The sequence below is a fragment of the Bradyrhizobium sp. USDA 326 genome, from assembly GCF_049739485.1.
Lineage (GTDB): Bacteria > Pseudomonadota > Alphaproteobacteria > Rhizobiales > Xanthobacteraceae > Bradyrhizobium.
In genome coordinates this window covers 908,214-921,580 of record NZ_JBMGQA010000001.1, presented here as the reverse complement: position 1 = coordinate 921,580, position 13,367 = coordinate 908,214, and the positions used below count along the sequence as shown (strand labels likewise).

General features: G+C 63.9%; 15 protein-coding genes. 2 read left to right on the top strand and 13 right to left on the bottom strand.

Annotated elements, in window-relative coordinates; genetic code table 11:
- Positions 1-117: 117 nt before the first annotated feature.
- The 6 genes from ABIG06_RS04425 to ABIG06_RS04400 all read right to left on the bottom strand — a co-directional run bounded on the left by ABIG06_RS04425 (position 118) and on the right by ABIG06_RS04400 (position 2,883).
- Positions 118-537 carry a DUF1801 domain-containing protein gene (locus ABIG06_RS04425; protein ID WP_370140785.1) on the bottom strand — a complete coding sequence of 140 codons (420 nt, stop codon included), beginning with the start codon at positions 535-537 and terminating at the stop codon, positions 118-120.
- Between the two features lie 2 nt (positions 538-539).
- Positions 540-755 carry a hypothetical protein gene (locus tag ABIG06_RS04420; RefSeq protein WP_165935947.1) on the bottom strand — a complete coding sequence of 72 codons (216 nt, stop codon included), beginning with the start codon at positions 753-755 and terminating at the stop codon, positions 540-542.
- 42 nt (positions 756-797) lie between these two features.
- On the bottom strand, positions 798-1,229 hold the full coding sequence (locus tag ABIG06_RS04415) for an SRPBCC family protein (protein ID WP_370134532.1): 432 nt from the start codon (positions 1,227-1,229) through the stop codon (positions 798-800).
- On the bottom strand, positions 1,226-1,549 hold the full coding sequence (locus ABIG06_RS04410) for an ArsR/SmtB family transcription factor (RefSeq protein WP_370134530.1): 324 nt from the start codon (positions 1,547-1,549) through the stop codon (positions 1,226-1,228). Before ABIG06_RS04410 ends, ABIG06_RS04415 begins: the two co-directional genes overlap by 4 nt.
- A gap of 220 nt (positions 1,550-1,769) precedes the next feature.
- Positions 1,770-2,219, bottom strand: a complete 450-nt coding sequence (locus tag ABIG06_RS04405; protein ID WP_124162539.1) for a DsrE family protein — start codon at positions 2,217-2,219, stop codon at positions 1,770-1,772.
- 40 nt (positions 2,220-2,259) lie between these two features.
- Positions 2,260-2,883, bottom strand: coding sequence for a hypothetical protein (locus ABIG06_RS04400; protein ID WP_370134527.1), 624 nt, complete (start codon positions 2,881-2,883; stop codon positions 2,260-2,262).
- Positions 2,884-3,196: 313 nt separating this feature from the next.
- Here ABIG06_RS04400 and ABIG06_RS04395 point away from each other — a divergent pair, with 313 nt between their 5' ends.
- Complete coding sequence (locus ABIG06_RS04395; RefSeq protein WP_370134525.1) at positions 3,197-4,726, top strand: SUMF1/EgtB/PvdO family nonheme iron enzyme; 1,530 nt, start codon at positions 3,197-3,199, stop codon at positions 4,724-4,726.
- Positions 4,727-4,841: 115 nt separating this feature from the next.
- Positions 4,842-5,291, top strand: a complete 450-nt coding sequence (locus ABIG06_RS04390; RefSeq protein WP_124162598.1) for a DUF4399 domain-containing protein — start codon at positions 4,842-4,844, stop codon at positions 5,289-5,291.
- On the opposite strand, the gene ABIG06_RS04385 is transcribed toward ABIG06_RS04390, so the two are convergent.
- The 7 genes from ABIG06_RS04385 to pqqD all read right to left on the bottom strand — a co-directional run bounded on the left by ABIG06_RS04385 (position 5,292) and on the right by pqqD (position 13,357).
- Positions 5,292-6,347: a 2-oxoacid:ferredoxin oxidoreductase subunit beta gene (locus ABIG06_RS04385; protein ID WP_370134523.1), complete on the bottom strand. Its 1,056-nt coding sequence runs from the start codon at positions 6,345-6,347 to the stop codon at positions 5,292-5,294.
- Entirely contained in the window at positions 6,344-8,191 is a 1,848-nt protein-coding gene (locus tag ABIG06_RS04380) for a 2-oxoacid:acceptor oxidoreductase subunit alpha (protein WP_370134521.1), read from the bottom strand. The genes ABIG06_RS04385 and ABIG06_RS04380 overlap by 4 nt, the downstream gene beginning before the upstream one ends.
- A complete protein-coding gene (locus tag ABIG06_RS04375; RefSeq protein WP_370134518.1) occupies positions 8,161-9,960 on the bottom strand; it encodes an FAD-dependent oxidoreductase in 1,800 nt (599 codons plus the stop codon). The genes ABIG06_RS04380 and ABIG06_RS04375 overlap by 31 nt, the downstream gene beginning before the upstream one ends.
- A gap of 240 nt (positions 9,961-10,200) precedes the next feature.
- Complete coding sequence (locus ABIG06_RS04370; RefSeq protein ID WP_370134515.1) at positions 10,201-10,878, bottom strand: hypothetical protein; 678 nt, start codon at positions 10,876-10,878, stop codon at positions 10,201-10,203.
- Positions 10,879-10,891: 13 nt separating this feature from the next.
- Complete coding sequence (pip, locus tag ABIG06_RS04365) at positions 10,892-11,875, bottom strand: prolyl aminopeptidase (RefSeq protein WP_370134513.1); 984 nt, start codon at positions 11,873-11,875, stop codon at positions 10,892-10,894.
- The gene (gene pqqE, locus ABIG06_RS04360; protein ID WP_370134511.1) at positions 11,868-13,049 is read right to left on the bottom strand and encodes a pyrroloquinoline quinone biosynthesis protein PqqE; all 1,182 of its coding nucleotides are present in this window, start codon (positions 13,047-13,049) and stop codon (positions 11,868-11,870) included. Before pqqE ends, pip begins: the two co-directional genes overlap by 8 nt.
- Positions 13,046-13,357 carry a pyrroloquinoline quinone biosynthesis peptide chaperone PqqD gene (gene pqqD, locus ABIG06_RS04355; protein WP_370134509.1) on the bottom strand — a complete coding sequence of 104 codons (312 nt, stop codon included), beginning with the start codon at positions 13,355-13,357 and terminating at the stop codon, positions 13,046-13,048. The genes pqqE and pqqD overlap by 4 nt, the downstream gene beginning before the upstream one ends.
- Positions 13,358-13,367 lie beyond the last annotated feature (10 nt).

Here is a 13,367-nt window from a genome sequence, read left to right as displayed (position 1 = left end):
GGTGTCGATTGTTGACGATGCATCGATTGCGGTGTGCGGGCGGATAGAGTCCCCGTGTGGCACCCCCCTCCCTGACCCTCCCCCACAAGGGGGGAGGGAACGGAGAGAGGGTACCACTTAGGGCTTTTTCTTCGCTTTGCTCGCATTCAGCTCCACCGCCGCGCGGATCAGCGCCTTGAACGCCTTCTCGTTGATCTCTACGCCTTCGCGAATATCGATCGCGCGCCGCACGTTGCCGTCGAGGCTGGAATTGAACAGCCGGGCCGGATCCTCCAGCGCCGCGCCCTTGGCAAAGGTCAGCTTCACCACGTCCTTGTAGGTTTCGCCGGTGCAGATGATGCCGTCGTGCTCCCACACGGGAACGCCGCGCCATTTCCACTCCTCGACCACATCAGGATCGGCTTCCCTGATCAGGCCGCGGATTTGCGCCAGCATCTGGCCGCGCCAGTCGCCGAGCTCCTTGATCCGGCCGTCGATCATCTTGGAAGGCGAAGCCGCATTCGCGTCCTTCGCGCCAGTCTTCTTCGCCGTCTTCATCATCACGCCTCGTTCACGCGGGTGCCGCGGCGGACATACGGCAGCGCGAACAGATAGAGCCCGGTCGCAAGCAGCGGGATCAGCGGCACCAGCGCCAGGAAGCCGATCCACACGGCCTGGACCTGCATGATCATCGCCACGATGTTGGCGATGACCGCGAGCGTGAAGGCCATCGACAGCCAGCGATGAATCTGCCGAATCCACATATGCGTGCTCATTGGGTCCTCCCTCGAAACTTATGAAAGCTGGCGCCGGCGGAGCTAGCCTGCCCGCGCCAGCACGTCGTCCAGCCGGGCCAAGAACTGCTTCCAGCCGGCATGCGCGCCGCCGAAAGCCTGCTTCTGCGTCGGGCTGAAGCCCGCCTGCTCGACGCGCAAATGCGTGCCAGTGTTCGTCGGCGTCAGCGTGAAGGTCACGACGCTCCTCAGGTCGAACGCGGCGTCCTCGTGCGAGAAATTCCAGGTGTAGGCGAGCGTCTTCTGCGGCTCGATGGTGAGCACCTCGCAGTCCAGCACGCCGCCCCATTCGCCGCGCAGGTTGAAGCGATGACCGACGGTCGGCTTGAAGTCGTTCTTCATCAGCCATTCCTCGATCAGATGCGGCTGCGTCAGCGCGCGCCAGATCCGTTCAGCCGGATGGGCAAATTCGCGCTCGATGACGACTGAACGCTTTTCCGTCGCGGTTTCGGTCATTGGTCCATCCTCTTCAGGAGATCGTCGAGCGCGTCGAGCCGGTTCTGCCAGAAGGCAGCCATCTGGCCGGTCCAGTCGATCAGCGGATTGAGCGCACCGGGCCGCGCGCTGTAATGGGTCTGGCGTCCTTCGTGGCGGTCGCGCACCAGGCCGGCCTGCTTCAGGGCGCCGAGATGTTTCGACACCGCCGGCTGGGACACGCCGGATCGCGCCGTCAGCGCCCCGACCGTCTGCTCCCCCTCGCGGCACAGCCGCTCGAAGATCGCCCGCCGGGTCGGATCGGCGAGCGTCCGGAACAGGAGGTCGTGGGCGGCGGACATGGGCAATCCATAACTGGGAAGTTATGGATAAATGCATAACTGGTGAGTTATCGGTGAGTCAAGTGCGACAGGAGGCTACGGCGATGGCTGGCGCAGCCCTCTCCGCGTCATTGCGAGGAGCCCTTGCGACGAAGCAATCCAGTCTGTCTCCGCGGAGAAAGTCTGGATTGCTTCGCTGCGCTCGCAATGACGGAGAATGTGGCGCCGTTTTCCGCAAACCCTACGGCCGCAGATACAAATATCCCTGCGACTGCAGTTCGGCCAGCCGAACCACGCCGCCGTTCTCCGCGCTGACGAAGCCGGGCAGGAGCTCCTTCAGCGTGACGTTCTGGGCTTTCATCGTGTTGCCGCAGGCGGCGAGCTCGACGCCGTCCCTGGAGAACTCGCCGACGCGCTTGCTGACATCGGGACTGGCCTGTGCCGAGTGAAACGCCTTCAGCGCCGGGCCGTGGATCACCAGCGCCAGGGTCACGTGCTCGGGACCACCGACGCCATCGATGTGGTTCTGGATGTTACCGAGGACGAAATTGACCTTCTCGGCATCGCTGAGATGATAGACGACCTTCAGCTTGTTGCCCGAGCCGGCTTCCGTCGCAGCTTTCGCGCTGGAGGCGCCCAGCGCCGCACCCAGGGCCGAGACGGCGCTCCACAAGATGTTCCGCCGGTTCATGGCGATCTCCTTCGGCTGGACTGAGTTCGCGCGACAGATATCACTTGTGGCGCAATGCGGCGAGTTCCTTGCGGTCGGTCACGAGCGAGGCGCACTCGCTGTTGTCGGTACGGTCGAGACGGAAAATCCTGTCGTCGGCGCCGGCGACCAGCGATTGCTCGGCGTCGTCGTCCGGCTTGTTGTTCTGCCAGACCCTGATCCGCTCGAGGCGGACGATCGCGGACTTGCTGTCCCTGGACAGCGCCATCTCGATCCCGCCGCCTTCGCAGTCCACGCCGCAGCCCAGGCGGACCTCGTCGCCCTGACTGAGAAGCATCGCGTGGCTGCCGCACGAGCCGCTGGAGTCGAAATCGCCGGAGCGATGGCGATAGCGAAAACCCAGACGGAACGAGTTGTGCAGCTGCTTGTCCTCGTTGTCGATTTCCGCCGAGATCAGCAGCTTCATGGAAGCCACCTTCTGCTTGGGATGCCGCGCCAGATGCTCGGCATCGTAGCGACGGACGAAACAGGCATAGGACTTGTTGCTGGCCGTCCCCGCATAGAGCCGCGCATTAAAGGCGTCGGCTTCGGCCTTTGTGGTCTCCCGGACCTTGTCGGCCTCATCGGCGTGGACGACGCCGGTCAGGGCCGCGAAAGCTAGGGCAGCAATGAGGGGGAGCTTCATGAGGGCCTCGGGCGGGTGACAGCAGCACAACAGAACGGCTGTCCGTTAGACGCCGGCGAGAAGCACGCCGTTCAGCATTCGCACGTCATTCGCGTGAGCATCGCGCAGGGATCAAGGCCGGTGGCCACTGGCCGGGCCTTAGTCACTGCTGCGATCAAGAAGGTTCAATGGGCGCAGCTGCCTGGCTCTTCGGAACCCGACGCCGGCGATCGCTGCGACATTGTCTCGGTTCGTCAATGTGATAGCTTTCACAGACGGCCGCGTTTGGCAGTCGTAAGCTGGGGCTGCTTTGCAAGTTTCTGGAGTCCCCCGCATGGGCGAAATTCGCAACTTCAGATCCGGAAATCAGGATGAGCCGCCGCCCCACAGCGGAGTGCCTCGTCGACTCGCCGCGATCATCGTCGGTGACATCGCCTCCTACAGTCGGTTGATGCAGGCCGACGAGGAAGGCACGCATGTTCGCGTCAAGCGGATCGAGCGGGATCTGATCCAGCCCAGCATCATCGAGCACCATGGAAGCCTGGTGAAGACGACCGGCGACGGCTTCATCGCCATCTTCGACAGTCCCGTGGAGGCTGTCCGATGCAGCATCGTCATCCAGCAGAATCTCATCGGTCGGAATGCGTCGCTTCCCAAGCATTCCCGGCTCGAATATCGGATCGGCGTCAATCTCGGCGATGTCATCGTCGAGCCGGACGACATCTATGGCGACGGCGTCAACATCGCCACGCGCATCGAGGGCATCGCGGAACCGGGGCAGGTCTACATCTCCGGTGCGATCTACGAACAGATCAAGCACAAGGTCGTGTGCGGCTATGAGTCGCTCGGAGACCGCAAGGTCAAGAACATCACCGATCCCGTGCGCGTCTATCGCGTGCTCCCGGATGCCGATGCCGTCGGCAAGACAAGAAGCCGGCGCGAGAACACGCTGATCTTTCTCCTGGGCCTCACGCTGCTCGTCATGGCCGCCGGCGCGCTCTGGTATATGCTGGCACAGCCTCAGGGCAGGGTGGGCGAGCAGATCGCAACGCCGGCCGCTTCTCCTGCTCCATCTCCGGTCCCGCCAGTGCCGCCGCGCGATGCGGCGACGCAGGCGCCGCAACCGTCTCCCTCATTGGCTTCGGCGCCTTCAGCGCCCGCACCGGCGCCAAGCGCGTCCTCGACGCCGGTACGCGAGCCGGAAATGATCGCGATTCGCGGCGGCAGTTTCGCGATGGGAAGCAATGATGATCCGACCGAGCGTCCCGTCCACCAAGTCACGGTCAAGCCGTTCTCGATCGGAAAATATCCGGTGACGGTGCGGGAGTGGAACGAATGCGCGGCTGCGGGCGCGTGTGGTTTCACCGCAACGGGCAAGGACGATGCGCCGGTCAGCAACGTGAGCTGGACTGACGCGCAGCAATATGCCGCCTTTCTGTCGCAGGCGACGAAAAAGCAGTACCGGCTTCCAAGCGAGGCCGAATGGGAATACGCGGCCCGCGGCGGAACGCAAACCAAGTATTGGTGGGGCGACAAGCTTCAGCCGGGCATGGCCGGATGCAAGGATTGCGGCGACCTCGCGGCCGAGCAGCCGGCGAAGGTGGGCAGCTTCAAGCCCAATCCGTTCGGTCTCCACGACATGGGCGGCGGCATCGACCAGTGGGTCGAGGACTGCTGGCACAAGAACTTTCAGGGAGCGCCGGTCGACGGTTCGGCATGGACGAGCGGCGACTGCTCATCGCACGTCCTGCGCTCGGGCTCCTGGAAGAACGATTCGAGATACGTGCGGCCGTCCAACCGCGATGGCTATGATACCAATGTCCGTTACCCCACGCACGGATTCCGTGTCGCGCTCAGTCCCTAAAGCATGATCCGGAAAAGCGCGCAGCGGTTTTCCGAAAGGATCATGCTCAAACAACAACGGAAGGCGCGATGACGATCATCCTGATCGCATCGCGCTTGGAGCTGGAGTAGGTTTGATGAAAGTCATTTGCTGCGCCGCGCTGGCGGCGGCGCTCGCATTTCTGCCGGGCGCTGCCTACTCTCAGGGCAAGGCCGCGCCCAAAGACGCAAAACTCTATTTCATCACCCCGCAGGACGGGCAGAAGATTCGTGGTGGGTTCTGGGTCCGGTTCGGCCTGCGCAACATGGGCGTGACGCATGCCGGCGATGACTACCAGAACGCTGGTCATCATCATTTGCTGGTCGACGTCAAGGACACCATCGATCCCAAGGAGCCGATCCCGCAGGACAAGTCCCATCTGCATTTCGGAGCAGGACAAACCGAGACTTTTCTCGAGCTTCCGCCCGGCACGCACACGCTGCAGCTGGTGCTCGGCGATGCGAAGCACTATCCGTTCGAACCGCCCGTCGTGTCCGACAAGATCACCGTCCGAGTCAGGCAGCCAGGTACGGTCCGGCGCCGATGATCACCTCAGGCTGGCGTTGATCTTGTCCAGCACTGCCGAGCCCGGGCACAGCGTGTCCGCCTCCAGGGTGTTGAGCGGCGTCTCGACCGTGTTGAGATGCTCGTGCAGGTCTTCGGCGTCGGGATCGACATAGAGCAGGCCGGTGACGATCTGGCCCTTGGCGGCATGCTTCTGCAGGAAGGTCATCGCCCCCAGACGGTCATGCGGATCGTAGTCGGCGTCGATCTTGCGCAGCGCGATCTTGCTGCCGTCGTGCTGCTCGACCACCTGCACCGTGCCCGGCGCGTAATCGACCGCGATCGGATCGCGGCCGACCAGCACGTCGAGCCGGTTCACCGCGTCGTTGTGCTCGCGGACATAGTCGAAGCTCTTGGTCGAGCCGGCGTGGTTGTTGAAGGCGATGCAGGGGCTGATGACGTCGATGAAGGACGCGCCCTTGTGGCCGATCGCGGCGGCGATCAGCGGCACCAGCTGGCCCTTGTCGCCGGAGAACGAGCGCGCCACGAAGGTGGCCCCGAGCTGCAGCGCGATGGCGACGAGGTCGATCGCGTTGTCGGTATTGGTGACACCCTTCTTGCTCTTCGAGCCGCGGTCGGCGGTGGCCGAGAACTGGCCCTTGGTCAGGCCGTAAACGCCGTTGTTCTCGACGATATAGGTCATGTTGACGCCGCGCCGGATCGAATGCGCGAACTGGCCGAAGCCGATCGAGGCGGAATCGCCGTCGCCGGAGACGCCGAGATAGATCAGGTCGCGGTTGGCGAGGTTGGCGCCTGTCAGCACGGATGGCATGCGGCCGTGCACGGAATTGAAGCCGTGCGAATTGCCGAGGAAATAGTCCGGCGTCTTCGACGAGCAGCCGATGCCGGAGATCTTTGCCACCCGGTGCGGCTCGATCGAGAGCTCGTAGCAGGCCTCGATGATCGAGGCCGTGATCGAATCGTGGCCGCAGCCCGCGCACAGCGTCGAGATCTTGCCCTCGTAGTCGCGGTGGGTGTAGCCGAGCTCGTTCTTCTTCAGGCCCGGATGGTGGAATTTCGGCTTTGCGATATAGGTCATGACACGGCCTTGCGGAGCGGGGTCACCTTGAGGTGATCCTGGTGGTCGCCAATGGCTTTTGCGATGAAGCGGGCGGTGATCGGCGTGCCGTCGTAATGCACGATGGGCACGAGGCGGACGGGATCTATGCCGTTCTCGTTGACGATGAGCTGGCGCAGCTGGCTGTCGCGGTTCTGCTCGACGACGTAGACGAAGTCGTGCTCGGCGAGGAAGCTCGCCACGCTCGAGTGGAACGGAAAGGCGCGGATGCGCAGGCGGTCCAGCTGATGCCCGCGCGCCTCGAGCAACCCGATCGCCTCGTCCATCGCCGGCGAGGTCGAGCCGAAATAGATCACGCCATACTTGGTCGGACGCTCCGCATTGGCCTGCAGCGGCCGCGGTACGAGGTCCTGCGCCGTCTCGAACTTGCGAACGAGGCGCTGCATGTTGTCGGCGTAGACCGTGCCTTCCTCGGAGTATCGCGCATAGCGATCACGCGAGGTGCCGCGGGTGAAATAGGAGCCCTTGGTCGGATGCGTGCCGGGATAGGTGCGGTAGGGAATGCCGTCGCCGTCGACGTCGAGATAGCGGCCGAAGTCGCGACCCTCTTCAAGCATCTCCGCGGTCATGATCTTGCCGCGGTCGTACTGCCGGGCGTCGTCCCATTTCAGCGGACGGGAGAGCCGGTGGTTCATGCCGATGTCGAGATCGAGCATCAGGAAGATGGTGGTCTGGAGCCGCTCGGCGAGATCGAAGGCGGCGGCCGCGAACTCGAACGCTTCGGCGGGATCTTCCGGAAACAGCAGCACATGCTTGGTGTCGCCATGCGAGGCATAGGCGCAGGCGATGATGTCGCATTGCTGGGTGCGGGTCGGCATGCCCGTAGAGGGGCCGGCACGCTGGATGTTCATGATCACGGCCGGGATCTCGGCGAAATATGAGAGGCCGATGAACTCCGTCATCAGGGAGATGCCGGGGCCGGAGGTCGCGGTGAAGGCGCGGGCGCCGTTCCAGGACGCGCCGATCACGATGCCGATCGAGGCGAGCTCGTCCTCGCCCTGCACGATCGCGTATTTCGCCTTGCCGGTCTCCGGATCGTGCCGGTACTTCTTGCAATGGGCGGTGAAAGCCTCCGCCACCGACGATGACGGCGTGATCGGATACCACGCGCACACGGTGGCGCCGCCATAGACCGCGCCGAGCGCGGCGGCGCTGTTGCCTTCGATGAAGATGCGGTCACCGACCTTGTCGGACTTCTTCACCCTGAGCCCGATCGGGCATTTCAGGTTCTGCAGCGCCCAGTCGCGGCCGAGATGCAGCGCGTGGACGTTGGAGGAGAGTAATTTCTCCTTGCCCTTGTACTGCTCCCCGATCAGCTGCTCGATCAGCTTCGGGTCCATGTCGAGCAGCGCACTGAGGCTGCCGAGATAGATGATGTTCTTGAACAGCTGGCGCTGGCGCGGATCGGTGTAGGTCGAGTTGGTGATCGCGGTCAGCGGCACGCCGATCACGGTGATGTCGTCGCGGAATCTGGTCGACGGCATCGGCTTGGTGGAATCGTAGAACAGATAGCCGCCGGGCTCGATGCCGGCGACGTCCTTGTCCCAGGTCTGCGGATTCATCGCCACCATCATGTCGACGCCGCCGCGGGCGCCGAGGTGGCCGTCTTCCGTCACCCGCACCTCGTACCAGGTCGGCAGGCCCTGGATGTTCGAGGGGAAGATGTTGCGCGGGGACACCGGCACGCCGTGGCGTAGGATCGCGCGCGCGAACATCTCGTTGGCGCTGGCCGAGCCCGAGCCGTTGACGTTGGCGAAGCGGACGACGAAGTCGTTTACGCTGCTGATCGGCTTTTTGTCGGACATGTCGAACCTGCGTGGGTCATCTCGATCAAATATTTCTGCATGTCCCAGGCGCCGGTGGGACAACGCTCGGCGCACAGCCCGCAATGCAGGCAGACGTCCTCGTCCTTGACCATCACCCGCCCGGTCTTGAGATCGCTGGACACGTAGAGGTCCTGGTCCGGATGCAGTGAAGGCGCCTTCAGGCGCTGGCGCAGGTCGCCTTCCTCGCCGTTGCCCGTAAAGGTGATGCAATCCATCGGGCAGATGTCGACGCAGGCATCGCACTCGATGCAGAGCGAGGTCGAGAACACGGTCTGCACGTCGCAGTTCAGGCAGCGATGCGCTTCGCCCAGCGCGAGCTTGACGTCGTAGCCGAGCTCGACCTCGGCGCGGATGTCCTTGAGCGCGACGACCTTGTCGCGATGCGGCACCTTGTAGCGCTTGTCAGGCGAGATGTCGTTGTCATAGCTCCATTCGTGGATGCCCATCTTCTGCGAGGAGATTTGCACCTCCGGCAGCGGGCGCTCGCTGATATCCTCACCCGACAGCATCTTGTGGATCGACAGCGCGGCGTCATGACCATGCGCGACCGCCCAGATGATGTTTTTGGGGCCGAACGCGGCGTCGCCTCCGAAAAACACCTTTGGATTGGTCGAGGCGAAGGTCTTCGGATCGACCTTCGGCATGTGCCATTTGTCGAACTCGATGCCGCAATCCTGCTCGATCCAGGGGAAGGCATTCTCCTGGCCGACCGCGACCAGCACGTCGTCGCAGGGAATGGTCTGATCGGGATCGCCCGAAGGCACCAGATTGCGGCGGCCTTTGGCGTCGTATTCGGCTTTGACGTGCTGGAAGGTGACGCCGATCAGCTTGCCGGCGACATGCTTGAATGCCACCGGGACCATGTAGTTGAGGATCGGGATATCCTCGTGGATCGCGTCCTCCTTCTCCCAGGGCGAGGCCTTCATCTCGTCGAAGCCGGAGCGCACGATCACTGTGACTTTCTCGCCGCCGAGCCGGCGGGCGGTGCGGCAGCAATCCATCGCGGTGTTGCCGCCGCCGAGCACGATCACGCGCTTGCCGATCTTGTCGACATGTCCGAACGACACGTTGGCCAGCCACTCGATGCCGATATGGATGTTGGCGGCGGCCTCTTTCCGGCCGGGAATATCGAGCTCGCGGCCGCGCGGCGCGCCGGAGCCGACGAAGATCGCGTCGTATTTCTCCGCCAGCAGCGACTTCATGCTCTCGATGCGATGGCCGCCCTTGAAGTCGACGCCGAGGCCCAGGATGTAGCCGGTCTCCTCGTCGATCACCGAATTGGGCAGGCGGAATTTCGGGATCTGCGTGCGCATCATGCCGCCGGCTTCCGGGTCGGCGTCGAACACGGTGCAGTGATAGCCGAGCGGCGCGAGGTCGCGCGCCACCGTCAACGACGCGGGGCCACCGCCGACCAGCGCAATACGCTTGCCGTTTTTCGGCGCAGGCCTTGGCAGTCTTTGTTTGATGTCGTCCTTGAAGTCCGCGGCGACGCGCTTGAGGCGGCAGATCGCCACCGGAGTCTCCTCGACGCGTCCGCGCCGGCATGCCGGCTCGCAGGGACGGTCGCAGGTGCGTCCCAGAATTCCGGGAAACACGTTCGACTTCCAATTGATCATATAGGCGTCGCTGTAGCGGCCTTGGGCGATCAGTCGGATGTATTCGGGAACCGGGGTGTGCGCAGGACAGGCCCATTGGCAATCGACCACTTTGTGAAAGTAGTCGGGGGCCGCAATATCGGTCGGTTTCATTCCTACCCTGTCCGCGCAGGCTCAAAGACCCCGCGGCCTTTTTTGTTTGAGCTTGGCGGACGCTTAACGCGTCTCGATCTGGTTTCTGAATGACGTCATTGGGTTAGCTTATTAGAACCGTTCCGAAGTACAACGACAAATTTGCGCAGGTCCTCGCTTTCATGGGAGCCACGTGCGCATGGCATTCATGACCGCACGCGATGCGCGTGCGGTGCAACATGTTGCGATGCGGATGCTGGTTCAGCCGCGCGCGATATCGCTTTTCGCGAGGTCCCACATGAGGCAGTAGGTGCCGACCGAGATCGGAAGCGGGAAGGGCGCCGCCGCGGGACCTGTGAAGCGCTCGGCGATGACGGCGGAGACCGCGCCGACATGCGTGCCGTCGATCAGCACGAACCAGTCGCGTGCGCCCTCGTTGCGCGTCGCCGGAATTCCCGCCGTTGCGCCCGACAATTCCGGCTCGCTTTCGAGCAGATGCATGGAGATGATGCCGTCGTACTGATCCGGCGCCAGCTTCTCTTGCAGTGCATCACGCCACGCGCCGGCGTTGCCGGGCGTCGGCCGCAGCCGCACCAGGCCGAGCGCAGCGCCGCGTCCGGTGCCCTTGCTGATGGTGATGCGGGCGACGACGCGCAGCATGTCCTTGAAACGCGCCATGGTCTGCCGCGACCAGTCGGTCGGATTCGCAAGCCGCGCCCGGTAGGCAGGGCTGTCGAGCACGTCGAGCGCCGCGGTCGAATACAACGAGAGATATTTGGGATTGGCGGCATGCGCGACATAGCGCCGCGCTTCGAGGAAACCCTCGATCGCGATGCGCTCTTCCAGATGCTCGCGATCGTACCAGCGGTTGAAATCGGCCTCGTCGGCTGCATCGACATTCATCGACGTTAGCAGCATGCCCTTTCCGGCGAGCGGCATTCTTCTTGTCCTCTCATCGCCCGATCTTCGACGCGAGGTCTGCGATCGACTTCATGACCGCGTCCCTCACGCCGCCATCATAGAGCGAATGGCCGGCTTCTTCCACGATGCGAAGCTCGGAACCGGGCCAGACTTTCGCAAGGGCCTGGGATGTCGCGGGAGGACACAGCAGGTCATATCGACCCTGCACGATGATGCCGGGAATGCCGGCAAGTCTCCCCGCATTCTGCAGCAGCTGGTCGGCGGTCATGAAGCTGTCGCTAATGAAATAATGCGCTTCCATGAACGGGGTCCCCGGCAATGTGCGCCAGACGTTCAGCGCGGCGAGGTCGAGCCGCGTCCGTGCGGGCTTGTGCTCGGACAAGGTGCGCTCGGTGTCGTGCCAGGCCTTCGCCGCCGGGCCATGCACGGCAGGGTCGGCATCGAGGATACGGCGCCAATAGGCACCCACCGGTTGGTCGCGCTCCTCGGGCGTCAGCACGCTCAGGAAATCCTCGTAGAGCGCGGGATGAAACTGGGACAGGCGCACCGTGAAGGCCGTCTCGACCTCGGCCCGCGTGCCGAGAAACGTCGCGCGCAGCGCAATGCCCGAGACGCGCTCCGGATGCGCCTCGGCGTAGGCGAGCGCCAGCGTCGCGCCCCAGGACCCGCCGACCACCATCCAGCGTGTGATGCCGAACTTTTCGCGGATCTTCTCCATGTCCGCGATCAGATGCGCAATGGTGTTGTGCTCGCGCGATCCCTTTGGCCGGCTGCGGCCGCAGCCGCGCTGGTCGAACAATACGGCGCAGAAACGATCGGGGTCGAACAGCCGGCGATGATCGGGCTGGCAGCCGCTGCCGGGCCCGCCATGCAGATAGACCGCAGGAATTCCGTCGGCGCGGCCGACACTCTCGACATAGAGCTCATGGCCGTCGCCGACATCGAGCATGTCCGAGGTCAGCGGCGCAAACGGATCGGCGCGCCTGACCGAGCTGGCCGCGTCCGCGTCAGGCATCGTTCTCGGATTCCAGGGTGCCGCCGGCGAAATTGCGATACAGGAAACGGCTGGTCTCGCCTTCGGCCTCGGCTTCCGCCTGCTTGAAGATGGTCTCGTGCAGCGGCGACAGCGCGCAGGCCGGATCGGTATTGGCCGCATCGCCCGTCAGCGCGAAGGCCTGGCAGCGGCAGCCGCCGAAGTCGATCTCGCGGAATTCGCAAGACTTGCACGGCTCCTTCATCCAGCCGGTGCCGCGATAGCGGTTGAAGGCCTCCGAGTTCTGCCAGATCCAGGCGATCGAATGATTGGAGCGCACCGATTCGAAGTCGAGCCCGGTGATGCTCTCGGCGGCATGGCACGGCAGCACCTTGCCGGCCGGCGAGATGTTGAAGAACTGCCGGCCCCAGCCGCCCATGCATTTCTTCGGCCGCAGCGCGTAATAGTCCGGCACGACGTAGTCGATCGTCAGCCGCCCCTTCAGCCGCTCGCGCGCTTCCTCGACGATACGCGTGCACTCATCGAGCTGCGCCACCGTCGGCATCAAGGCGGCGCGGTTCTTCAGCGCCCAGCCGTAATATTGCACATTGGCGACCTCGAGCCGGTCGGCGTCGAGGTCGAGCGCCATCTGGATCATTTCGGGGAGCTGGTGCAGGTTCTGCCGATGCATCACCGCGTTCACGGTGAGCGGCAGATCGAGCTCGCGCGTCCATTTTGCGACCTCGAGCTTCTTGCGGTGGCCGCCTTTGTAGCCGCCGACGCGATCGGCGAGGCCTTCCTCGATGCCCTGGAAGGAGATCTGCACATGGCAGAGCCCGGCATCGGCGAGATCGCTGAGCTTCTCGCGCGTCAGCAGCACGGCCGAGGTGATGAGATTGGTATAGAGCCCGGCGTCGCTGGCGTGCTTCACCAGCTCGACCAGGTCCTTGCGCGCGGTCGGCTCGCCGCCGGAGAAATGCACCTGGAGCACGCCGATCTCGGCGAGCTCGCTCAGCACCTTCTTCCACTCGTCCGTGGTCAGCTCCTTGGCCGAGCGGTCGAGCTCGACGGGATTGGAGCAATAGGGGCATTGCAGCGGGCAGCGATGGGTGATCTCGAGCAGCACGGCGAGGGGAATGCCGAACGTCTCCGCCGTCGAGCGCTGTTTCTCCAGCACCGCGAGGCTGTCGCTGGGTGGGATGGTCACGTCGCTCATGACGTCTTCTCCCTGATCTCGGTGAGAAAGCCCTTGTCGGCGAGGTCCTGCAGCATGACGATGATGTCGGCCAGGATCGCCTCGCGCGGCGCGGCGTATTTCGCGGCCAGCTGATCGGCGACTTCGCCGACATTGCGCTGGCCGTCGCAGAGCTGCAGGACCTCGACTGCGATCTCGTCGGGCGCCAGCACCCGTTCCGGCGCCAGGATCACCCAGACCTGTCGCGTCTCGTCATATTTCAGCTTGGCATGCCGGGGCAGCACGGGGCGGCTTGCCTCGCTGACGCTGATGTTCCGCGGCCCGGCCATTGCTCTTGTC